Origin of the sequence: Amycolatopsis sp. NPDC047767 (genome assembly GCF_040704195.1) — a bacterium.
GTDB lineage: Bacteria > Actinomycetota > Actinomycetes > Mycobacteriales > Pseudonocardiaceae > Amycolatopsis.
In genome coordinates, this window is the sequence record NZ_JBEYSJ010000043.1 from 43773 (window position 1) to 65360 (window position 21588).

Consider the following 21588-nt stretch of genomic DNA (forward strand, 5'->3'; position numbering starts at 1 on the left):
GGCCCCCGCCCTCAGGACCGCAGGTGGGCGAGCCAGCCACCCTTCGCCGAGATGTCCTCCGCGGCGGCGAGCGCCGCCGGCTCGCACAGGAACCCCGAGACCTCCGAGCCGTCGGCCAGGCGCACCCGCCCGATCGCCAGCGGCGCCGGTACCGCCGCCACGAACGCGCCGAAGCCGGCCACCGGCAGCTCCCACACCTCCGCCGCGATCGCGACGCCGTCCTCGGCCACACGCACGAGCCCCGGTTTCGGCGGGGTCGTGGCCAGCGCGTGCAGCCGGTATTCGGGCGCGGTCTCGGTCTCGGCGACGAACCGGCCACCGCGCGAGGTCAGCTCGTGGTTGAGCGGCTGCCCCCGCAGGTGCGCTCCGACGACGACGAGGCGCACGCGCTCCTCGACGCCACGGGCCAGCGCGGCCAGCTTCGCGTCCGCGCCGGGCGGGCCGACGAGCATCACCCCGAACGGCCGTCCGCCGACGGTCCCGGCGGGCACGGCGAGCGCGGACAGGCCGAGCAGGTTGGCGAAGTTCGTGAAGCGGCCGAGGGCGGCGTTCGCGCCGACCGGGTCCGCAGCCACCTCGGCGAGCGTCGGGTGCCCGGTGGTGGTCGGCAGCAGCAGGGCGTCCACTGTGGAGAGCACGGCGTCGGCCTCGCGCTTGAGCTCGGCCAGCGTGGCCTGGTCGGCGAACACCCGGTGCGCGGGCAGGTCGCGAGCGGCGGTGATGATGCCCGCGACAGTCGGGTCGACGTCGTCGCGGTGCTTCTCGACGAACTCGCCGACGGCGGTGTAGCGCTCGGCGACGAACGAGCCCTCGTACAGCAGCCGCGCCGCGGCGAGAAAAGGCGACAAGTCCACGGTGGTCACCGCCGCCCCGGCCGCGGCGTAGTCCGCCACCGCGGCGGTGTAGGCCTCGGTCCAGCCGTCCTGCAGCGGGCCCAGGGCGGCCGGGACGCCGATCCGGAAGGCGCCCTCGTCCGAGAGACACCGCAACGCGAGTTCCGCCTCGCCCACCGTGCGCGCGAAGACCGACACGCAGTCGATGCTCGCGCACGCCGGCACGACGCCGTCCGTGGGCACCAGGCCTGGCGCCGGCTTCAGCCCGACGATCCCGTTGAACGCCGCCGGCACCCGGCCCGAGCCCGCCGTGTCCGTCCCGAGCGCGAGATCGGCGATCCCCAGCGCGACGGCGACTGCGGACCCCGAGCTGGACCCGCCGGACACGTACGCCGGATCGACGGCGTTGCGCACCGCACCGTACGGGCTGCGCGTGCCGACCAGCCCCGTGGCGAACTGGTCGAGGTTCGTCGTGCCGAGCACCAGCGCCCCGGCCGCCTTCAGCCGGGCGACCACGGGGGCGTCGGCCTCGGGCTCGTAGGCGTAGGCCGGGCACCCGGCGGTGGTCGGCAGCCCGGCGACGTCGATGTTGCCCTTGACCGCGGCGAGCCGTCCGTACAGGGGGAGTGGTTCCCCGGTCGTGTACCGCTCTTCGAGCGCTGCGGCCTCGGCCAGCAGCTCGGCCTCCGAACGCAGGTCGACCCAGATCTCGGGGCGGTCGACCTGCTCCATGCGCCGGTACGCGGCGCGCACGCGTTCGCGGATCATCCGAGCACCACCAGCGGGGTGCCGGGCGCGACCTGGTCGCCGGGGGACACGAGCACCTCGAGCACCTTTCCGTCCGCGGGCGCGGGGATGCGCGCCTCGGTTTTCATGGCTTCCAGCGTGACCAGCGACTGCTTGTGGTCCACCCGCGTGCCCGCCTCGACGTCCACGCGCCAGACGGTGGCGGCGAACGGGGCCTCGACGACGTGGCCGCCCGGCGGCGCCTGCACGCGGGCCGGCGGCCTCGTGACCGGCTCCGGCTTCGGGTCGAACTCGCCCGCGGCCGCCCAGGCGCGGCGTTCCGCCTCGAACGCCGCCGACTGCGTGGCGCGGAACCCGGCGATGCTCTCGGCGTTGTCGGCGAGGAACCGCTGGTAGTCGGCGAGGCGGAACTCCCCGTCGGTGATGTCGAGCTCCAGCTGCCCGGCCGAGCCGCGCGCCCGCAGGTCCAGCAGCTCGTCGGCCGACACCGGGTACCAGGAGATCCGGTCGAAGAACCGCAGCAGCCACGGCGAACCCGGCTCGAACGCGCCGCGCTGGTGCCAGCCGCTCCACACCTGCACGGTGCGGCCGACGAACTGGTAACCGCCCGGCCCTTCCATCCCGTAGATGCACAGGTATGCACCGCCGATGCCGACCGAGTTCTCGGCCGTCCACGTCCGCGCCGGGTTGTACTTCGTGGTCACCAGGCGGTGGCGCGGGTCCAGCGGCGTCGCGACGGGCGCGCCGAGGTAGACGTCGCCCAGGCCGAGCACGAGGTACTCGGCGTCGAACACCGTGCGGTAGACGTCGTCCACAGTAGACAGACCGTTGACGCGGCGGATGAACTCGATGTTCCAGGGGCACCAGGGAGCGTCGTCGCGCACGCCCGTCATGTACCGCTCGATCGCCTCACGCGTCGCCGGGTCGTCCCACGACAGCGGCAGCCGTACGCCGCGGCTGGGCACCACCAGGTCCGCGGTGCCCGGGAGATCGCCCTCCAGTTCACGCACGAGGCCGAGGGCCTTGCCGACCGGCAGCGCGTCCGGGTCGACGTGCACCTGCAGCGACCGGATGCCCGGCGTGAGGTCGACGATCCCCGGTACGCCTTCGGCGGCGAGCCGCTCGGCCAGCGCGTGGACGCGCATCCGCAGCGCGAGGTCGAGGGTCATGTCGCCGTACTCGACGAGCAGGTTGTCGTCGCCGCTGCGCCGGTAGGTCACCGACGGCTCGCCGTCGGCCGCGGGCCGCCGGGCGAGCACACCGCCGTCGTCGAGGACACCGCGGCTGGCGAGCAGTGGCACCGCCGGGCGCCGGCGCAGGGCCGCGGCGTGGTCGGTGTCGATCGGGACGAACCGCACGGTGTCGCCCGGGCGCAACTGGCCCAGCTTCCAGCGTTCGCCGGTGGCCACCGTCGCGGGGCAGACGAACCCGCCGAGGCTCGGGCCGTCGGGGCCGAGCAGGATCGGCAGGTCGCCGGTGTAGTCGACGGCGCCGATCGAGTACGGCGTGTCGTGGATGTTGGACGGGTGCAGCCCGGCCTCGCCGCCGTCCTCGCGAGCCCACTCCGGGCGTGGCCCGACGAGCCGGACGCCGGTGCGCGCGGAGTTGAAGTGCACCTGCCAGTCGGTGCGGTAGAAGGTCTCGATGTCGGCCGGCGTGAAGAACTCCGGTGCGGCGTGCGGTCCTTCCAGCGCGCCGATCGTCCACTGTGTACTCATCGGGGGCCGGTCCGCGACGGCGCCGGCGACCGGGTCCGCGGGCTCCGGGCCGGGCGTGAGCACGTCGCCCGCGGCGAGCGCGCGGCCGCCGTGCCCGCCGAACCGGCCGAGCGTGAACGTCGCCGCGCTGCCGAGGAACTCCGGCACGGCGAGGCCGCCGCGCACGAGCACATAGCTGCGGAGGCCGGCCGTGCCCGCGCCCACGTCGAGCGTGCCGCCGGCCGGGACCTCGAACGGCGTCCACGCGGGAACGGGGGCGCCGTCGAGGAGCACGGGCGCGTCGGCGCCGGTGACGCAGACGGTGGTGGCGGCCGAGAACCGCAGGGTGACACCGTCCACAGTGCACTCGAGGCCGGCCGCGCCCTCGGGGTTGCCGAGCGCGAGGTTGCCGAGCCGCAAGGACAGGTCGTCCATCGGGCCGGACGGCGGGACCCCGACGTGCCAGAATCCGGTGCGGCCCGGCCACTCCTGCACGGTGGTCATCGTGCCGCCGCGCACGACGTCGATCCGCGGCTCGTCGTCGGTGACGCCGTCGAGCGTCGCGGTGTCGTGAGTGGCGCTCGTGAACGCGGGATCGACGGCCGCGGCGCGAAGCTGGCCGAGGTTGGTGCGCAGCCCGTCGACCGCCGTGGCCGCGAGGGCCGCGCGCAGGTTCGCCAGCGCGTCCGCCCGGTCGGTTCCGGTGCAGATCACCTTGGCCAGCAAGGGATCGTAATGCGTGGTGACGGTCGTGCCGGCCTCGATCCACGTGTCGACCCGGACGTCCGGCAGCGTCACACCGGTGACCAGGCCGGCGCTCGGACGGTGGTTCGCGCTCGGGTCCTCGGCGTAGACGCGGGCCTCGAACGCGTGCCCGCGCGGCTCGGGGACCGCGTCGAACATCCCGCGATCGCCCTGCGCGAGCCGCAGCATCCAGCCCACCAGGTCGACGCCGTACACCGCCTCCGTCACCGGGTGCTCGACCTGCAGCCGCGTGTTGACCTCGAGGAACGCGGCCTCCTCGCGGACGGGGTCGTAGACGAACTCGACCGTGCCGGCCGAGCGGTAGCGCACCGACGAGCACAGCGCCACCGCCGCGTCGGCCAGCTGCCGCCGCACCGCGTCCGGCAGGTCCGGCGCCGGGCACTCCTCGACGACCTTCTGGTTGCGCCGCTGCAGCGAGCAGTCGCGTGTGCCCAGCGCGAGGACCGCGCCGGCGCCGTCGCCGAACACCTGCACCTCGACGTGCCGCGCGCTCGTCACCAGCCGCTCCAGGAACACGCCGGAGCTGGCGAAACTCTTGGCCGCGACGCTGCGCACGGTCTCCCACGCGGCGGACAGTTCCTCGGCCGATGCGCACGCGCGCATCCCGATCCCGCCGCCGCCCCCGGTCGCCTTGAGCATCACCGGGTAGCCGATCCCGGCCGCTGCCGCCAGGGCTTCGTCGAGGTCGGCCAGCAACCCGGTGCCCGGCAGCAGCGGCACGCCGGCGGCGATCGCGGCCTCGCGCGCGGTGTGCTTGCTGCCGAACACCTCCAGGTGCTCCGGCGCCGGGCCGACGAACGCGATCCCGGCGTTCTCGCAGGCCCGGGCGAACGCGGTGTCCTCGCTGAGGAAGCCGTACCCCGGGTGGATCGCGTCCGCGCCGGTGTCGAGCGCGGCCCGGATGATCGCGTCGGCCCGCAGGTAGCTCTCGGCGGCGGGCGCCGGCCCGAGCCGTACGGCCTCGTTGGCCAGCCGGACGTGCGGCGCGGTGCGGTCGGCGTCGGAGTACACGGCGACGGTCGGGATGCCCAGCTCCCGCGCGCCGCGCAGCAGGCGGACGGCGATCTCGCCGCGGTTGGCGACCAGGAGTTTCACGCCGCACGCTCCGGCTCGGTCACGACCATCCGCACCGGCGTCGGGTCGAAGCCGTTGCAGGGGTTGTTGATCTGCGGGCAGTTGGACACGAGCACGAGGACGTCGGTCTCGGCACGCAGCCGGACTTCCAGGCCCGGCGCGGAGATGCCGTCGACGATGCCGAGCGTGCCGTCGGCCTCGACGGGCACGTTCATGTACCAGTTGACGTTGCTCACCAGGTCGCGTTTGCCGAGGCCCCACTTGCTGCCCTCGATGAGGAAGTTGTCGGCGCACGCGTGCTGGAACCGGGTGTGCTGGCCGTAGCGGAGGCTGTTGGACTCCTTGCTGCACGCGCCGCCGAGCGTGTCGTGGCGGCCGCACGTGTCGGCGACGACGGTGACGAGCGGGGCGCCCTCACCGGTGCGCAGCACGCTGCCGGTGGTGAGGAAGATGTTCCGCTGCGCCGAGATCGTCGCGGCGGCGCTGTAGCGGCGGGAGGTGTCGTTCGCGTCGTAGCAGAGGAAGTCGACGGCCTGGTTGCCGCCGAGGTCGATGATCGCGAGCTCCTGGCCGCGGCGCAGCACCGTGGAGAACGGCGCCCGCGCGGGGACTTCGACGTCGAGCACGGTCGTGGTCATGCGAGCCCCCGGGCGGTGAGGTAGTCGGCGGTGTTCTCGAACGCCCGCTGCGCTTCCGGCGTGTGGGTCCACTCCGGACTGTCCGGAGTGGTCGGCCGGTCGCGCCAGGCGAGGACGCGCAGCGGGCTCACGGTGTAGTCCTCGCGCGGGTCGAGCGGGTGTGCGGTGTTGGCCAGGAGCACGACCACCGGCAGCTCGATCCGCAAGTCCACCGACGCGCCGGGGCCTGCGGAGCCGGTGAACTCGAGCCCGCCCTCCGCGTCGACCCGCACGCCCTGGAAGAACGACAGGCTGGGCGGCAGATCCCGGGGCCCCAGGCCGTTTTTCGCCGCCGCCAGCGTGAACAGGGGCAGCCCGGCCGGCGAGGGCCCCTCGGGTGCGCCGTCGCCGTAGCGCTCGGTGTTGCCGTCCACAGTGGACGTGCCGCACAACGCGTCGTGCCGGCCGCTGGTGTCGGCCACGACAGTCGAGAGCACCCGCGCCTGGTCCGACAGCAGTGCGACGGATTCGCCGAGGTAGGCGTTCCACTGCACCTTCACGGTGTCGGCCACGTTGAGCCGTTCCCACGGCGCGTCGGCGTTGAACAGCAGGAGGTGGGCGCAGGCGTCCCCATCGAGGTCGGTGAGCCGCAGCCGGGTGCCGCGGGCGAGGACCTTGTGCGTGTAGCCGCCGCCGGCCACGGTCTCGGCCCAGGTCAGCGTGGCGGGATCGACGCCGGGCGGTGCCGGTGATCCCGTGGCCGGGATCGTCGGCATGGTGTCGACGACCGTGCCGGCCTGGGCGCGGGCGTGGTCGCGCGCGCCGTACGTGGTTGCCGTGGTGCTCATGGACGTCCTCTCAGACCGCGGGTTCGAGGGCGGGGGCGGTGGACCGGCGCAGCCGCAGCCAGCAGAACCAGCCGATCAGCAGGGCGGCGCCGACGAACTCGACGGGGAACAGCAGCAGCCAGGGCGAACCCGAGCCGGCGAGGTCGTAGATCTCCGCGCGGGGCCAGGCGATGTTGACGATCATCACCACGCCGTAGGCGACCGCGGCGACGTTCACCGGGAGCGCCCAGCGCCCCAGCGAGAACAGGCCCGGCTGGGCTGGGAACCGCCCGCGCAGCCGGCGCACCAGCAGCGGGCCGGTGACCAGCAGGTACGCGAGGTAGACCACGACGACCGAGGTGCCGGTGATCGTGCTGAACAGGGTCGGGTTGCCGACGTTCACCCCGAGCAGCGCGATCGCCAGCGCACCGGAGACGACGGCGGGCCACAGCGGGGTGCCGGTGCGCGGGTTCACGCCGGACAGGCGCGTGGAGAACGGCAGCGCGTTGTCGCGGGCCATCGCGTAGATCAGCCGGATCGTGCCGGTCTGGATGGTGAGCGTGCAGACGATCACGGCGATCGCGACGTCGGCGAGGAAGATCCGGCCGAAGGTGTCGCCGAAGACGGCCGTGATCACGTAGGGCAGGCCGTGCCCGGCGAGTTCGCCGTCGGTGAGGCTCGGCGCGGCCATCAGCGCGGTGAGCACCACGGCGAGGCCGCCGATTCCGGACACCAGCACCGCGCGCAGTACGGCTCGCGGCGCGGCCCGGCGGGCGTCGCGCGTCTCCTCCGCGACCGACGCCGCGGTGTCGAACCCGTACAGCACGTACGCGGCCATCAGTGCCGAAGCGAGCACACCGCCGATCCCGGCCGCGGAGGCGCCGTCGCTCACCGGGACGCTGTGCACCACGACCTGCGGCCCGCGCACGGCGAACAGCGCGAGGCCACCGATGAGCACGACGACGCCGATCAGCTCCGCGGCGACGCCGACGTCGTTGATCCGGGCCATCACGCGCACGCCGGCGGCGTTGACCACCGTGGTGAACACGATCAGCAGCGTGCCGAGCAGCACGGCGTTCGTGGCGCCGGTCGGTGAGGTGACCGACGGGTCGCCGCCGACGAGCTGGAACCCGCTCCACACCGAGGGGAGCACGATCTGCAGCGCGATCGCCGCGGCGGCGAGCGCGACCACGCAGCCGAGCAGCATCATCCAGCCCGCGAGCCAGCCGGCGAACCCACGCGCGAGCTGCTTGGCCCACTGGTAGACGGATCCGGCGAGCGGGTAGCGGGCGGCCAGCTCCGCGAACACGAGCGCGACGAGGACCTGCCCGGCGAGCACGAACGGCCACGACCAGAAGAACAGCGGGCCGCCGAAGGTGTAGCCGAAGCCGAAGAGCTGGAACACGGTGGTGAGGATCGAGACGAAGGAGAAGCCGGCCGCGAAGGCGGAAAAGCCGCCCAGGCTGCGGCGGAGCTCCTGGCGGTAGCCGAACTGGGTGAGGTCGTCGGAGGGGACCGGTGGCGCGGGCATGCGGGGCTCCCGTCTGCTGGCGGGGATTTCGATCGGTTGACCGAAATTAAGCCGCCGGTGGGTCGGTGCCGTCTCGCCCGCGTAAGGCGAGTGTTAACGCGTGTTTCGGGAGGGGGCTGCGGCGCGTAACACGGCTGGGCGCCTGGCAGGATCGGCCGCGTGGACGGGAAGGCGACGGGAGTGGGGCGACCGCGCGCGAGCGGCGCGGCGGCGAGCCGTCAGGACGCGCGCGAAGCGCTGCTCGACGCGGCGGGCGAGCTGTTCACCGGCGCGGGGTACGCGGCGACCACGACCCGCGCGATCGCCGAGCGGGCGGGCCTGCGCCAAGCGTCGCTGTACTACCACTTCCCGGCCAAGGAGGACATCCTCGCCGAGCTGCTGGCGGCCACCGTCCGGCCGTCGCTGGCGGTCGCGGTCGGCCTGGTCTCCTCGCCGGCGCCGGCGAGCGTGCGGTTGTGGGCGCTGGCCTACGCGGACGTCCGGCTGCTGGGCGGGGCGCGGCACAACATCGGCGCGCTGTACCTGCTGCCCGAGGTGTCGTCGCCGAACCTCGCGGGGTTCCGCGCGGAGCGGGCCGAGCTCAAGGCCGCGTACGGCACGCTCGTGGCCGCTGCCCGGCCGGGCGTTTCGGAGATCCGCACGGACCTCGTGTTCGGCCTGGTGGAGAGCACCGCGATCACCCGCCGCGACGATCCCGCGCTCGACGTCGAAGCCCACGCCCGCGAAGCGGCCGACGCCGTCGTCCGCCTGGCGGGCCTCGGCGAACCGGACGACCCGCTGCGGGCGGCGGCCCGCTCGCTGCTGGAGGGGGCTGGTCGGACATAATGCACATTGTGGACAGGTCGTTGCGGTGGTGCCGGTGAAGTTCTTCCGCTCGCGACCCTTCGACGAGGCTGCCGCGCTGCGCGGCTCGGCGGAGTGGTCGCGCGGCCGCGAAGGCGCGCGTGACCTCTTGGAGCGCTTCGCGGTCGCCTCGCGCCTCGGCGAGCTGGGCGAATGGCGTGACGCCGAGCCGGTGTTGCGCGAGCTCGTGCCGCCCATGACCCGCGAGTTCGGCCCGCGCAGCAAGGAGACGCTGAACGTGTGGGTGCAGCTCGCGATGTCGTGGTCCGGGCAGGGCCGCCCCGACGAGGCCGTACCGCTGCTGGCCGAGACCGAGGACGTGTACGAGCGGACCTGGGGTGCCGAGGCCGCCACGATCTGGTGCCGCCGCATGCTCGTCGAGGCCCTGAGCGTCGCCAACCGGATCGACGAGCGCGTCGCCGCGTCGGCCTCCCTGGTCCGCTACTGCGCCTCCGAACTCGGCGACGCCGACCCCCTGACCCGCGAAGTCCGCTTCGGCGACCTCATCGCCCTGTGCGACGCCGACCGCCAGGACGAGGCCCTGCGCGAGCTGGCCGAGCACATCGTGCCGCACTTGAAGAAGCCCTTCGACCTCGACTGGGCCGAAGCCGCCCGCCTCCAGATCAGCGCCGAACAGGGCGACCCCGCCCTCGCCGTGCCACCCTTGCGCGAACTCGCCACCCGGCACCCCCGCCACGGCTTCTTCCGCCAGTCCCTCGCCGACGTCCTGGTCCTGACCGGCGACCACCCCGAGGCGGCCTCCCTGCTGACCACCCTGGTCACCGAGTCGTGGAGCGGCTGGCGCCAGACGCTGCGCAACCGCGGCACCCTGGCCCAGATCCACCCGGACCCGGACGTGGCGGCCTTCCACGCCCGCGCCGTGCTGGCGGCGGTGGCCTGGCCGGTCGGCCACCCGGAAGTGCTTGCGGCGCAAGAGGTCCTGGACCGCCTCGGCTGAAGTCAGGCTGCTGCGGTGCTGGGGTCGCCCGGGGGTCTTGGCCCGGATGTGGCCGATCGGCACGCGGAAGTGCTTGCTGCGCAGAAGGTCCTGGACTGCCTCGGCTGAGCGCGGCAGACTGCTGCGATGCCCAGATCGAGCGGCGGCCGCCCGTGAAGCTGTTTCGCGCCAGGCCCGCGCTCGCGCCGGCCGACGAGGTGACAAGGCTGCGCGCCGCGCTGGCGAAGACCCGTAAACCTGAAAGCCTGGACGGCCTGCGGCGCCGGCATGAGCTGGGATGCGCGCTGATGAAGGCGGGGGACTGGCCGGCCGCTGAGGTGTTGATCGCCGAGCTGGCGCCGGCGCAGGCGCGGGTGGTGGGTGCGGCATCCGAACACGCTGGCCGCCTGGACGAACCTCGCGCTCAGCCTGGCCGAGCAGGGCCGGCCGGACGAGGCCGTGCCGGTGCTGGAGCAGACTGCCGAGGTCTACGAGCGGACGTGGGGCGCGAAGGAGCCCGGCACCTTCCAGACCCGGCTCAACCTCGCGCTGGTGCTCAGCGTGGCCGGGCGCTACGCCGAGGCGCTCGACGTGCTCGAAACCCACCGGCGCTCGTGCGCGGCCGAGGTCGGGCCGGCCCACATGGCGACGCGGGTGGCCGGCTATCGCCAGCTCACGGTGCTGCGTGTGCTCGAACGGTTCGACGAGGCCGAGCGGTTGCTTGCCGAGCTGGCATCGCTGGCCACCACCGATCGCTCGCGCGACAGTGCCGCCGGGGTCGGCCTGCTGATCCGCGCGGAGCGGGGCGATCCGCAGCCGGCCGTCGCGCCGCTGCGCGAGCTCGTCGCCCGGCACGGCACCGGGGGGTTTCGCGAGCTGCTCGCCGCGGTGCTGCTGCGTGCCGGGGAAGCCCGGGAAGCCGCCGAGCTACTGGGTTCGATCCTGGCCGCCCTCCCGGACCACAGGCGCGAGTCCCCCCTGATCCGCGGCTTGCTGGCGCACGCGTACCTGGAGATGGGCGACCTCGACCGCGCGGAGCGGGAAGCCGGAGCCCTCCTCGCCGCCGGGGCTTGGCCGTCGGGCCACCCCACTCCCGTTGCGGCCCAGGTGACTCTCGCGCGTGTCGCCGCGCGCCGAGGGCACCGCGAGGAGGCTCGCCGTGGGCTGGAGGCCGCGGTCGTCGCCCTCAACGCTGCGCTCGGGCCCACCCACTCGCGCACCCTCGAGACCGCCGCGTTGCTCAGCGCAGTGTGATCTGCCGAGCGAAGCGCGAATCCGGCCGCTTCTGCCTGCCGGAGCCGTCAGGCAGAAGCCGTCGTGTGCAGCGCCTTGCTCAGCGCCCCCACCGTCAGCTCCACCTGCCACGGCCGGGCCCCACCGGCCCGCAGCACCGCCGCCACCCCGTCTTCCGACAGGTCGGCCGGCGGGCGCCAGCAGGTACGGCGCACGAGGTCGGGCAGCATGAGGTTCTCCACGGGCAGCCGGCGGTCCTCGGCGATGGCGGCGAGGGCTGCGCGGGCCGCGGAGAGGCGGGCGGCGGCGTCGGGGTCCTTGTCGGCCCAGCGGTTGACCGGGGGTGGGCCGTCGGAGGGCTGGGTGGGGCTGGGGAGCTCGCTCGCGGGTAGCGCCTTGGCCGCCTGCAGGTGCCGCAGCCAGCTGGCCGTGTACTTGCGTTGCACGCGGCCGCTGAAAACCGGCAGGGCCTGGAGCTCCTCGACGGTTTTCGGGTCCGCCGTGACCGCGTTGACGATCGCGCTGTCGGGCAGGATGCGGCTGGGTGCGCGGTCGCGTTTGCGGGCGAGCTCGTCGCGGGCCTGCCACAGCTCGCGCACGGCGGCCAGGCCGCGCGGGCTGCGGATCTTGTGCACGCCCGACGTGCGGCGCCACGGCTCGGCGCGCGGGGCGGGCGGCGGCGCGGTGCGCACGGCCTCGAACTCCTGGCGCGCCCACTCCAGCTTGCCCTGGGCCTCCAGCTCGATTTCGAGCTTGCCCCGCAGCTCGTTGAGCAGCTCGACGTCCAGCGCTGCGTAGTTGAGCCAGTCGACGGGCAGCGGCCGCTTCGACCAGTCGGCGGCGCTGTGGCCCTTCTCGAGTGTGTAGCCGAGCAACAGCTCGACGAGCGTGCCCAGCGCCACGCGCTCGTAGCCCGCCAGCCGGCCGGCCAGCTCGGTGTCGAAGAGGGATTTGGGGTGCAGGTCCAGCTCGGCCAGGCACGGCAGGTCCTGGCTGGCGGCGTGGAGCACCCACTCGGTGTCGTTGAGGACTTCGCGCAGGGGCGCGAGGTCGTCGGCCAGCGCGATCGGGTCGATCAGCACCGTGCCGGAGCCTTCGCGGCGCAGCTGCACGAGGTAGGCCTTGGGCCAGTAGCGGTAGCCGGACGCCCGCTCGGTGTCCACGGCCACGGCGCCGGTTCCCGCGGCGAGCCGCGCGCACGCCTCGGCGAGCGCCGCCGGATCGGTCACCACGGGGGGTGTGCCTTCGGCGGGCTCGCGTAGCAGCACGGGCGTTCCGGCGTCCTCGGTGGTGGTCTCTCCGGTCCGGGCGCCATCCGCCTGTGCACTTCCCATAGCTGACGACCCTACGGGACGGGCGTACCGCGCCTGGTCCGCCCGCCCCGCAGGGCCTCTGTCTGCCTTCGTCAGCGGATCACACCGGCGCGCATAGCCAATGCGACCATCTGTGCCCGGTCACCCGTGCCGAGCTTGCGCCCGATGCGGGAGAGGTGCGACTTCACGGTGAGCGCGGAGAGGGAAAGCTCCTCCCCGATCTCCTTGTTCGACTGTCCGTCGGCGACGAGCTGGAGCACCTCGACCTCACGGGCGGAGAGCTCCCGCGGGGTGTTGTCGGTGCCCGCCACCCGCGTGCCGGTCGCCAGGACCGGGGCCACGCTCGGGTCGGCGTACACGCCGCCTTCCAGGACCCTGCGCACGCCGTCGGTGACAACCACCGGCGACGCGGACTTCAGCAGGTACGCCTGGGCACCGGCCTGGAACGCCGACCGAACCGCGTACGGGTCGTCGGACGATGCGAGCACCACCACGCGCGGCCATCCGTGGCTACGGAGTTCCGTAACCAGCTCGATGCCGCTGCCGTCCGGCAGTCCGAGATCGAGGATCGCCAGGTCGCACGGGCCGGTGGCCTGTGCTCGCGCCCTCGCCTCGGCCACCGTGGCGGCCTCGTGAACCGTGCCCGCACCCATCTGTGCGAGTCGTGCTGCGATTGCCTCCCTCAACAGCGGGTGGTCATCGACCACCAACACGGAAAAAAGCTCTTCCCGCGGGTGCGGAACCATGCTCGCCGGCAAAGCACCGGCTGGCGTGGATCGAACGGCCTGAGATAAGCCGACGGTAGCCACGTCACTACCTCCCTGGAGTCGGTCGTGCCCCCCGACCGGCACCGGGACCTTCGGCCGTTCAGCCGCGCCAGCTTTAGACCGAAAGTGGTGTCGTCGAAGGCACTGTAGCCGCCCGGAGGCCATTACGGGGGGATCGAATGGGTATCTATCTGAAACGACTCGTCACTCAGGGCGTTCACCGTCACACGATCGGGCTAGTGCTGAGCCCGTTGTTAACGGAACGGCTTCCGGAGGCGATGCAACAGAATTACCGAACCCCAAACGCCCGTGCAGGTGGGCCGTGCACCTGCGGGTGCTTCCGCCCGGACGTCTCGTGAGCAGTCCACCAGACGTCGGAAATCGGCCTCCGCCGGGGCAAGATCAACTTTCTTCACGTTTGCACAGAGTGGTTTCGCGGGGGTCTCCGCGGGACCCGCCGGGGTGCCCTGGGGGCTTCGGGCGGCTTTGCGGGCGTGATCAGGGCATGACAGCCCGTGATCACGGGGTCTTCACGAACGTGGGCATCCGTGCGTGCTAGCGCGTGCGGTCCCAGGTGGACGGACGTGAACGGCGCTCAGAATCGCGTTCGGTCGGCCGCCGGTGTCGACGGTTGTCCAGACCACGCCGGGCGCTCCTGGACGTTCTGAGGGCGCGCGAGAGCCCCGGACGGGCGGCCCGTCCGGGTGAACTTCGGGGGATCAGGAGCTCTGGCGCTGTTCGAACAGCGTGACGCCCACCGGCGGCAGCCCCACGACGCTCGCCATCACCTGGCAGAACGCGTAGCCGTGGGCGCGCAGCGCGGCGTCCGTGGGCGTCCAGGACGCCCGCAGCTCGAGGTCGTCGGTGCGCGTGGGCCCGGAGATGTCGCCGAACCGCGCCGAAGAGGTCTCGGTGACCGTGCCGCCCAGCGCCGTCCACGAGGCGCCGGACGCTTCGAGCGCGTCGGTGAGCCACGACCAGCCGACGGCCGGCAGGAACGGATCGGTGGCCAGCTCGCGGTCGAGCTCGGCCCGCACGTACATGACCAGCCGCAGGACGCCGTCCCAGCCTTCCTGCCCGTCGGGGTCGTGCAGCAGCACCAGCCGCCCCGACGCCAGCACGTCCGCCGGTCCGGCCACCTCACAACTCACCGCGAACGACCACGGCGCCAGCCGCTGCGGCGCCCGCATGGTCTCCAACCGCACCTCGGGACGCGGCCGCACGGACTTCAGCGCCGCGACGGCTTCGCGGAACAGCTCGGGCACTGGCGTCATCGCGGTCACCCAACGACTGTAGGGCGGCGACGCCCCGTTGCGGACGCAGGCGCGCCGAGGGACGCCCCGACCGGCCCCGCCACCCACCGGCGCGGCTGCCGGCCCGGGCGAACCGGACGCGGAGGCTTGATCAGGCCTGCTGTGGCGGCGGTGCTGGTCGAGGCTTCGGCGGTTGCGCCGACGTGGCGGGCGCCGGGGCCACCGAGCGCCCGGGCGGCAGACCCAGCGGGCTTGAGTCGCTGTCCGTCGAGGGGGAAGAGGGGGAGTGGATCTGGCGCGGTCGGAACGGAGCTGGGCGATCGGATCCGAAGTGATGGGCCCCGAGATCACCGCGACGGCCGCCCACGGGCCCGCCGAATCGGACCTCTCGGGCCACTCCACCCCACCCGGTGCCCACGAGATCGGAATCGCCGGTACCTCCGGCCACTACCCGTGGCCTACGCGAGTGGTCTCCGCGACCGGGTGGGACGATGGGCTTCGTGCCTGAGCTTTCGTCTGTGTCTGAGTCCGCCGCGTCCGAAACCGCCCCGTCGAGCCCCTCCGCGCGGCGGGTGCTGGCGGAGTCGCCGTTCCTGGCGGCGGCGCGCGGGGAGAAGCCCGTGCGCACGCCCGTGTGGTTCATGCGCCAGGCCGGGCGGTCGCTGCCGGAGTACCGGAAGCTGCGCGAGGGCGTCCCGATGCTCGACGCGTGTTTCGACCCCGAGATGCTCGCCGAGATCACGCTGCAGCCGGTGCGCCGGCACGGTGTGGACGCGGCGATCCTGTTCAGCGACATCGTGGTGCCGCTGAAGGCGGCGGGGCTGGACATCGACATCGTGCCCGGCACGGGGCCCGTGGTGGCCGAGCCGGTGCGCGACCTCAAGGCAGTGCGAGCGATCCCGCTGCTGGAGGCCGAGCAGGTCGCGCGCGTGGCCGAGGGTGTGGGGCTGCTGGTGGAACGCCTGGGCGACACGCCGTTGATCGGCTTCGCCGGGGCGCCCTTCACACTGGCCAGCTACCTGATCGAGGGCGGCCCGAGCCGCAACCACGAGCACACCAAGGCGCTCATGCACGGCGAACCCGAGCTCTGGCACGAGCTCGCCGGCCGCCTCGCCGACATCGCGCTCACGTTCCTGCGCGCGCAGCTCGACGCGGGCGCCGACGCCATCCAGCTGTTCGACTCGTGGGCCGGCGCGCTGTCCGAGCGCGACTACCGCGAGTTCGTCCAGCCGCACTCGGCGAAGGTGCTGGCCGGCGTCGCGGACTACGGCGTGCCGCGGATCCACTTCGGCGTCGGCACGGGCGAGCTGCTCGTGGAGATGCGCGACGCGGGCGCCGACGTCGTCGGGGTCGACTGGCGCGTGCCGCTCGACGAGGCCGTGCGCCGGCTCGGCGGCAAGGCCGTGGTGCAGGGCAACCTCGACCCGGCGCTGCTCTACGCGGGCTGGCCCGTGATCGAGGCCGAGGTCCGCCGGATCGTCGACGAGGGCCGCGCGGCCGACGGGCACATCTTCAACCTCGGCCACGGCGTGCTGCCGAGCGTCGAGCCCGAGGTGCTCACCCGCGTCGTCGAGCTGGTGCATTCGCTGTGAAGCACGTCGCCGTCGTCGGCGGCGGCATCTCCGGCCTGACCGCGGCCTACCGCCTGCGGACGCTGCTCGGCGACGCCGTCGCGATCACCGTCTTCGAAGCCACCCCCGCGGTCGGCGGCAAGCTCCGCACGGCCGAGGTCGGCGGCGTGCCCTACGACGTCGGCGCCGAGGCCTTCCTCGCCCGCCGGCCCGAGGTCACGGCGCTGGTCGCCGAGGTCGGGCTGGGCGAGCACCTGGTGCACCCGACGAAGGCGCGCGCCAAGATCCACGCCGGCGGCACCGTCACCGGCCTCCCGCCCGGCACGGTCATGGGCGTCCCCGCCTCCGCCGACGCCGTGGCCGGCGTGCTCTCGGAAGACGGCCGCCTCGCCGTCGAGAAGGAACGCTCGCTCGGCCCCGTCGAGCTCACCGCCGCCGACACCCCGCTGGGCCCGCTGCTGCGCGCCCGCTTCGGCGACGAGCTCGTCGACCGGCTCGTCGACCCGCTGCTCGGCGGCGTCTACGCGGGCGGTGCCGACGGCCTCGGCCTGCGCGCGACCATGCCCGGCCTGGCCAAGGCCGTCGCCGACGGCGCCGGCTCGCTCACCGACGCCGCGGCCTCCCTGCTGCCGAAGACCCCCGGCACCGCGCCCGTGTTCGGCACGCTGACGGGCGGCCTGACCACGTTGCTGGACCGGCTGCAGACGCTGTCGAAAGCAACAGTGCGCACCTCCGCCACCGTCCGCGCGCTAACCCGCACCGCGGACGGCTGGCGCCTCGATGTCGGCGCTGCCGCCCCGGCCCACGCCCCCGACGACACCCCGGTCGACGTCGACGCCGTCGTCCTCGCCGTGCCCGCGCCCGCCGCGCGCAAGCTGCTCGCCGACGTCGCCCCGGCCGCGTCGCAGGCGTTCGGCGAGGTCGAGCTGGCCTCGATGGCCGTGGTCGCGCTCGCGCTGCCGCCCGGCACCGAACTGCCCGACGCGTCGGGGATCCTCATCGGCGCGGGCGAGAAGGACGCCGAGGGCGTGCCCTACGCGTCGAAGGCCTTCACCTTCTCCGCCAACAAGTGGGCCCACTACGGCGCCGCCGGACCGGTGCTCGTCCGCGGCTCCGTCGGCCGCTTCCGCGAACCGGGCGCGCTGAACGGCGACGACGAAGCCCTGGTGCACGCCGTCCGCGACGACCTCGCCCGCCTCACCGGCGTCACCGCCGAACCGCTCGACACGCTGGTCACCCGCTGGGGCGGCGGCCTGCCGCAGTACGGCGCCGGGCACCTCGAGCGCGTGACACGCATCGAAACCGCCGTCGACGAGCTCCCCGGCCTCGCCGTGGCGGGCGCGACGCTGCACGGCGTCGGCCTGCCCGCGTGCGTCGCCACCGCCGATGCCGCCGCGAAGCGGATCGCGGCGAGCTTCACAGTGTGACGTGACGGAGGCGCTTGGCGCCCGAAAGCCGTGCGGTGCGAGGATGGAGGCATGGCGCGGCTGAACTACAACGAGCTCAACGACACCATCCGCTACACCGCCTGGTCGGTCTTCCGGGTCGAGCCCGGCCGGCTCGGCGAGGACCGCGGCACCGCGGGCCAGGAGACGGCGGAGTTCCTCGACGGGCTCGCCGACAAGGGTGTGGTGGTGCGCGGGGTCTACGACCTGTCCGTGCTCCGGGCCGACGCCGACTACCTGGTCTGGTGGCACGCCGAGGAGATCGAGCAGGTCCAGGCCGCCTACAACGGCTTCCGGCGCACACCGCTGGGCCGCGCGTCGACCCCGGTGTGGAGCCAGGTCGCGCTGCACCGCCCGGCGGAGTTCAACAAGAGCCACATCCCGGCGTTCCTCGCCGGTGAGGAAGCGCGAAAGTACATCTGCGTGTACCCGTTCGTCCGCTCCTACGAGTGGTACCTGCTGCCGGACGAGGATCGGCGCAAGATGCTCGCCGACCACGGCAAGGAAGCCCGCGACTACCCCGACGTGCGCGCCAACACCGTGGCGTCGTTCGCGCTCGGCGACTACGAGTGGATCCTCGCGTTCGAGGCCGACGAGCTGCACCGCATCGTCGACCTGATGCGCCACCTGCGTGGCACGGAGGCCCGCCGCCACGTGCGCGAGGAGATCCCGTTCTACACCGGCACGCGCGTGGCGCCCGCCGAGCTCGTCGCGGCACTGCCGTAACCGCCGTGCAGGACGTGCTGGCCGGGGTGTGGCGGACGCTCACCGGCGAATCCCTCCCGCCCGTGTCCCTGACCGGCGACGAATCCTTGCTGCCCGGCACTTTCCGGGTCGAGGCCGCCGCGACGGCGGGCATCGCGGCCGCCACGCTGGCGGCCGGTGAGCTGCTGCGGCTGCGCGGCATCGACCCGGGCACGGTCTCCGTCGACACGCGCCACGCCGCGGCCGCCGTGCGCAGCGAGATGTTCCTGCGGGTGAACGGCGAGCTGCCGCCGAGCCCGTGGGGACCGATCGCCGGCGACTACCTCGCGTCCGACGGCTGGGTCAAGCTCCACGCGAACTACCCCCGCCACGAGGCCGCCATTTGCTGGTCGCTCGGCGTGCCCGCGCAGCGCGACGCCGTGGCGAAGACCGTGGCCGCGAAGACGGCCGCCGAGGTCGAGTCGGCAGTGGTGACGGCGGGCGGCGCGGCCGCGCTCATGCGCTCCCGCGACGAGTGGCTCGCGCACCCGCAGGGCCAGGCCGTCGCGGGCCTGCCCCTCGCCGAGATCCGGCAGAGCGGCGACGCGCCGAAGAACACGCTCTTCGACTCCGACCGGCCGCTGGGCGGGGTGCGCGTGCTGGAGCTGACGCACGTGCTGGCCGGGCCGGTCGCCGGCCGCGTGCTCGCGGCCCACGGCGCGAACGTGCTCCACGTCGGCGCCGCGCACCTGCCGCGCATCCCGGCGCTCACGATGGACACCGGCCACGGCAAGCGTTCGGGGTTCGTCGCGCTCGACACCGAGGGCGGCCGCGCGCGGCTGAAGAAGCTCATCGCGCGGGCCGACGTGGTGCTGCAGTCGTTCCGTCCCGGCGCGCTGGAGCGAATCGGATTCGGTCCGGAGGAGATGGCCGAGCTGCGCCCGGGTCTCGTCACGGCCGACTTGTCGGCCTACGGCTGGGCCGGCCCGTGGGCCCGCCGCCGCGGCTTCGACAGCCTGGTGCAGATGGCTTCGGGCATCGCCGAGGAAGGCGCTCGCGTCGCCGGCACCGACCGCCCGACGCCGCTGCCCGCGCAGGCACTCGACCACACCACGGGCTGGCTCGCCGCCGCGGCGATCATGACGGCGGTGCGCCGCACGGTCGTGGAGGGCGGCAGCTGGAACGTCCGGCTGTCGCTCGCGAGTACGGGCCGGTGGCTGGATTCCTTGGGCCGCAAGGAACCGGGATCGTCCGAAGTGGACTACAGCGACCTCGTCGAGGAAGTCGACAGCGACTTCGGCAAGCTCACGCGCGTGAAGATGGCCGGCGATCTGCCGGGCGCCCAGTCGCACTGGGACCACGCGTCGCACCTGCCGGGCGCCGACAGCGCGGTGTGGCACCCGGTCAACTCCTGAACCAGCGCCGCCGCCTCGCGGGTTCCCGGTCGGCGACCCAGGCGGCGAACGCGTCGGCGTACTCGCGCGCCCGGATCGCGTCCGTCTTCGGGTGCGCGGCGGCATAGGCGGCGAAGAGCGGGCCGAAGCGCTCGCCCAGGCGTTCGGCCACGTCGGGTCGCAGATACGCGATGAGCCGGCGCCGTTTGGCGAGCAGCACGTCGGCTTCGACGCGCAGCCGGTCGGGCGCGAAGCCCGGCGGGGGAGGGGCGCCCGTGAGCAGCGCGTCGAGCAACGCCGCCTGCCGCGCAGCGAGCTCTTCGCGGCTCACGCCGTCACCGTCGCGCGCAGGGCCGCGAGCTCGGCGGCCAGCTCGGTGTCGGTGGGGTAGTCGTCGTCGCGCTCCAGCAGCACGCCCGGCGGGTCGGTGCGGCGGCGCAGCTCGGCGAGCAGGTCGAGCACCTCGGGCAGCACCGGGTGTGCGTGCGTGTCGTGGTAGACGCCGTCGCGCTCGACCCCGCCGGCCATGTGCACGTAGGCCAGGCGCTCCCAGGGGATTCCGTCGAGGAACGCCACCGGGTCGGTGCCGACGTTGCGCGCGTTGGCGTACAGGTTCGCCACGTCGACGATCAGCAGGCAGCCCGTGCGCTCGGTCAGCTCGGTGAGGAACTGCTCCTCCGACAACGTGTTCTCCGGCCATTCCAGCACGGCCGCGATGTTCTCCAGTGCCAACGGGAAGTCCACAATGGACTGCGCAAGGCGGACGTTGGCCACGAGCACGTCGAGCGCTTCGCGCGTGCGGGGCAGCGGCATGAGGTGCCCGGAGTCGAGCCCGCCCGCGCGGACGAAGCACACGTGGTCGCTCGCGAGCGGCGCGTCGAGCGCCCGGGCCAGCTCGGCGAGGTGCTCGACGCGCTGGGTGTCCAGCGGCTCGGCCCCACCGAGAGAGAGCGACACGGCGTGCGGGAGCACGGGCATGCCGCGCTCCCGCAACGCCAGCAGGCTCTCGGGCAGGTGCGGCGCGTGGAGGTTCTCGGCGACGACCTCGACCCAGTCGACGCCCGGCAGCCGCGCGATCGACAGGTCCAGCTCGGCCCGCCAGCCGATGCCGACACCCAGCCGGTCAACCACCGCAACCCCCGCCACCGCACGAAGAACCGCAGGAGGACCCGCTGCTGCACGAAGACCCGCTGCTGCACGACGAGCCGCTGCTGCAGGAAGAACCACCGCCCGACGAACCACCGCCGGCCCCGGCGAACGGCTGGAACGGTGGGATCAGCGCCGCGCTCAGCTCGTCGTCCGGGTACATCGCGAGCCCGCCGAGCGCCACCGCGCCGGCCGCCCCGGCGAGCAGCACGGCCGGCTGAGCCGGGCCCTGGCTCGCGGAACGGGCGCGAGCCAGAGCCCCTTGGCCCCTCGGCGTGATCCGCACGCGCCTGCGGCCGCGGATGACGGAGGCGACGATCGTCAGCACGAGGGCCACCACGAGCAACAGGAAGAACCAGCCGACGGGCCGGTCGTTCGCCGCGCCCGTCACGAACCGCACGGCGCCGACCGCCAGGAGGACCAGGTAGGCCAGCAAGACCGCGGTGTGGAACGGCTGCGCTTCAGTGCCGGAGGTCAGCAGGCCGGCGCGCTGCATCTCGGCCTCGAGGTCGCTCATCGCCTTCGACCGCGTGGCCCTGGCCCGCAGGCTGCGCGTGGTGCCGCCGGTGACGCCCTTGGCACCTTCGTGCACCGAGCGTTCGATCTTGTGCCACGGGCGTTTGCCCGCCGCCGTCGCGAGCCCCTCGCTGTTCACGCGCAGCAGCCCGCGGTCCACCAGCGCCGCGATCGCCGTGTCGGCCACGCGCTCGGGCCCGCCGGCGAGGTACGCGAGGTGGTAGACGTCCGGTAGGTCCCCTCCGCCCTCGACACCTCGCGGGCGCGCCACCCGCGGCCACCCCACCTGCACCACGACCACCACCGCCAGCGCGATCCCGTACCACGCCAGGAACTGCGGTCCCGAAATCCCCCACGTCCCGCCCACGGCCCACCTCCCTCGCAATCGCCGGACG

At 73.7% G+C, this 21588-nt stretch carries 18 protein-coding genes; 7 read left to right on the forward strand and 11 right to left on the reverse strand.

Features of this window, described 5'->3' with window-relative positions; all coding sequences use genetic code 11:
* Positions 1 to 11 precede the first annotated feature (11 nt).
* Genes AB0878_RS43550 through AB0878_RS43570 form a run of 5 tightly spaced genes read right to left on the reverse strand, consistent with a single transcriptional unit; the run spans position 12 to position 8091 of the window.
* Positions 12 to 1601 carry an allophanate hydrolase gene (locus AB0878_RS43550; RefSeq protein WP_366588069.1) on the reverse strand — a complete coding sequence of 530 codons (1590 nt, stop codon included), beginning with the start codon at positions 1599 to 1601 and terminating at the stop codon, positions 12 to 14.
* Positions 1598 to 5137 (reverse strand): urea carboxylase, encoded by a 3540-nt coding sequence (gene uca / locus AB0878_RS43555; protein ID WP_366588071.1) that lies wholly within the window; start codon positions 5135 to 5137, stop codon positions 1598 to 1600. The genes AB0878_RS43550 and uca overlap by 4 nt, the downstream gene beginning before the upstream one ends.
* Positions 5134 to 5754 (reverse strand): urea amidolyase associated protein UAAP2, encoded by a 621-nt coding sequence (locus AB0878_RS43560; RefSeq protein ID WP_366588073.1) that lies wholly within the window; start codon positions 5752 to 5754, stop codon positions 5134 to 5136. The genes uca and AB0878_RS43560 overlap by 4 nt, the downstream gene beginning before the upstream one ends.
* Positions 5751 to 6581 carry an urea amidolyase associated protein UAAP1 gene (locus AB0878_RS43565; protein WP_366588075.1) on the reverse strand — a complete coding sequence of 277 codons (831 nt, stop codon included), beginning with the start codon at positions 6579 to 6581 and terminating at the stop codon, positions 5751 to 5753. The genes AB0878_RS43560 and AB0878_RS43565 overlap by 4 nt, the downstream gene beginning before the upstream one ends.
* Before the next feature lie 10 nt (positions 6582 to 6591).
* Positions 6592 to 8091 (reverse strand): amino acid permease, encoded by a 1500-nt coding sequence (locus AB0878_RS43570; RefSeq protein ID WP_366588077.1) that lies wholly within the window; start codon positions 8089 to 8091, stop codon positions 6592 to 6594.
* Positions 8092 to 8250: 159 nt separating this feature from the next.
* Here AB0878_RS43570 and AB0878_RS43575 point away from each other — a divergent pair, with 159 nt between their 5' ends.
* The 3 genes from AB0878_RS43575 (at position 8251) to AB0878_RS43585 (ending at position 11125) form a co-directional block, all read left to right on the forward strand.
* On the forward strand, positions 8251 to 8916 hold the full coding sequence (locus AB0878_RS43575) for a helix-turn-helix domain-containing protein (RefSeq protein ID WP_366588078.1): 666 nt from the start codon (positions 8251 to 8253) through the stop codon (positions 8914 to 8916).
* A 34-nt stretch (positions 8917 to 8950) separates the two neighbouring features.
* Positions 8951 to 9892, forward strand: a complete 942-nt coding sequence (locus AB0878_RS43580; RefSeq protein ID WP_366588080.1) for a tetratricopeptide repeat protein — start codon at positions 8951 to 8953, stop codon at positions 9890 to 9892.
* Positions 9893 to 10252: 360 nt separating this feature from the next.
* A complete protein-coding gene (locus tag AB0878_RS43585) occupies positions 10253 to 11125 on the forward strand; it encodes a tetratricopeptide repeat protein (protein WP_366588084.1) in 873 nt (290 codons plus the stop codon).
* A gap of 47 nt (positions 11126 to 11172) precedes the next feature.
* Here the strand turns inward: AB0878_RS43585 and AB0878_RS43590 are convergent, their stop codons facing one another.
* The 3 genes from AB0878_RS43590 to AB0878_RS43600 all read right to left on the reverse strand — a co-directional run bounded on the left by AB0878_RS43590 (position 11173) and on the right by AB0878_RS43600 (position 14467).
* Positions 11173 to 12438 (reverse strand): ribonuclease D, encoded by a 1266-nt coding sequence (locus AB0878_RS43590; RefSeq protein WP_366588086.1) that lies wholly within the window; start codon positions 12436 to 12438, stop codon positions 11173 to 11175.
* A 71-nt stretch (positions 12439 to 12509) separates the two neighbouring features.
* On the reverse strand, positions 12510 to 13226 hold the full coding sequence (locus AB0878_RS43595; RefSeq protein ID WP_033291604.1) for a response regulator transcription factor: 717 nt from the start codon (positions 13224 to 13226) through the stop codon (positions 12510 to 12512).
* A gap of 677 nt (positions 13227 to 13903) precedes the next feature.
* Positions 13904 to 14467: a DUF3000 domain-containing protein gene (locus AB0878_RS43600; RefSeq protein WP_366588088.1), complete on the reverse strand. Its 564-nt coding sequence runs from the start codon at positions 14465 to 14467 to the stop codon at positions 13904 to 13906.
* Between the two features lie 461 nt (positions 14468 to 14928).
* Here AB0878_RS43600 and hemE point away from each other — a divergent pair, with 461 nt between their 5' ends.
* From hemE to AB0878_RS43620, 4 genes are read left to right on the forward strand one after another with little or no spacing between them, the layout of a single operon-like run.
* Positions 14929 to 16029, forward strand: a complete 1101-nt coding sequence (gene hemE, locus AB0878_RS43605; protein ID WP_366588090.1) for a uroporphyrinogen decarboxylase — start codon at positions 14929 to 14931, stop codon at positions 16027 to 16029.
* Entirely contained in the window at positions 16026 to 17435 is a 1410-nt protein-coding gene (gene hemG / locus AB0878_RS43610; protein WP_366588092.1) for a protoporphyrinogen oxidase, read from the forward strand. Before hemE ends, hemG begins: the two co-directional genes overlap by 4 nt.
* 51 nt (positions 17436 to 17486) lie before the next feature.
* Positions 17487 to 18179 (forward strand): hydrogen peroxide-dependent heme synthase, encoded by a 693-nt coding sequence (hemQ, locus tag AB0878_RS43615; RefSeq protein ID WP_366588094.1) that lies wholly within the window; start codon positions 17487 to 17489, stop codon positions 18177 to 18179.
* Positions 18180 to 18184: 5 nt separating this feature from the next.
* Positions 18185 to 19552 (forward strand): CoA transferase, encoded by a 1368-nt coding sequence (locus AB0878_RS43620; protein ID WP_366588096.1) that lies wholly within the window; start codon positions 18185 to 18187, stop codon positions 19550 to 19552.
* Here the strand turns inward: AB0878_RS43620 and AB0878_RS43625 are convergent.
* From AB0878_RS43625 to AB0878_RS43635, 3 genes are read right to left on the reverse strand one after another with little or no spacing between them, the layout of a single operon-like run.
* On the reverse strand, positions 19542 to 19862 hold the full coding sequence (locus AB0878_RS43625) for a hypothetical protein (protein ID WP_366588098.1): 321 nt from the start codon (positions 19860 to 19862) through the stop codon (positions 19542 to 19544). The genes AB0878_RS43620 and AB0878_RS43625 overlap by 11 nt on opposite strands.
* Positions 19859 to 20662 carry a DUF692 domain-containing protein gene (locus tag AB0878_RS43630; RefSeq protein WP_366588100.1) on the reverse strand — a complete coding sequence of 268 codons (804 nt, stop codon included), beginning with the start codon at positions 20660 to 20662 and terminating at the stop codon, positions 19859 to 19861. Before AB0878_RS43630 ends, AB0878_RS43625 begins: the two co-directional genes overlap by 4 nt.
* A complete protein-coding gene (locus AB0878_RS43635) occupies positions 20655 to 21560 on the reverse strand; it encodes a TIGR04222 domain-containing membrane protein (RefSeq protein WP_366588102.1) in 906 nt (301 codons plus the stop codon). Before AB0878_RS43635 ends, AB0878_RS43630 begins: the two co-directional genes overlap by 8 nt.
* Positions 21561 to 21588: the final 28 nt, after the last annotated feature.

Excerpts from the sequence above, each read along its gene's own strand:
- hemE (WP_366588090.1), top strand. The coding sequence starts at position 14,929 with ATGGGCTTCGTGCCTGAGCTTTCGTCTGTGTCTGAGTCCGCCGCGTCC.
- AB0878_RS43550 (WP_366588069.1), bottom strand. The coding sequence starts at position 1,601 with ATGATCCGCGAACGCGTGCGCGCCGCGTACCGGCGCATGGAGCAGGTC.
- AB0878_RS43590 (WP_366588086.1), bottom strand. The coding sequence starts at position 12,438 with ATGGGAAGTGCACAGGCGGATGGCGCCCGGACCGGAGAGACCACCACC.
- AB0878_RS43570 (WP_366588077.1), bottom strand. The coding sequence starts at position 8,091 with ATGCCCGCGCCACCGGTCCCCTCCGACGACCTCACCCAGTTCGGCTAC.
- AB0878_RS43565 (WP_366588075.1), bottom strand. The coding sequence starts at position 6,581 with ATGAGCACCACGGCAACCACGTACGGCGCGCGCGACCACGCCCGCGCC.
- AB0878_RS43560 (WP_366588073.1), bottom strand. The coding sequence starts at position 5,754 with ATGACCACGACCGTGCTCGACGTCGAAGTCCCCGCGCGGGCGCCGTTC.
- hemQ (WP_366588094.1), top strand. The coding sequence starts at position 17,487 with ATGGCGCGGCTGAACTACAACGAGCTCAACGACACCATCCGCTACACC.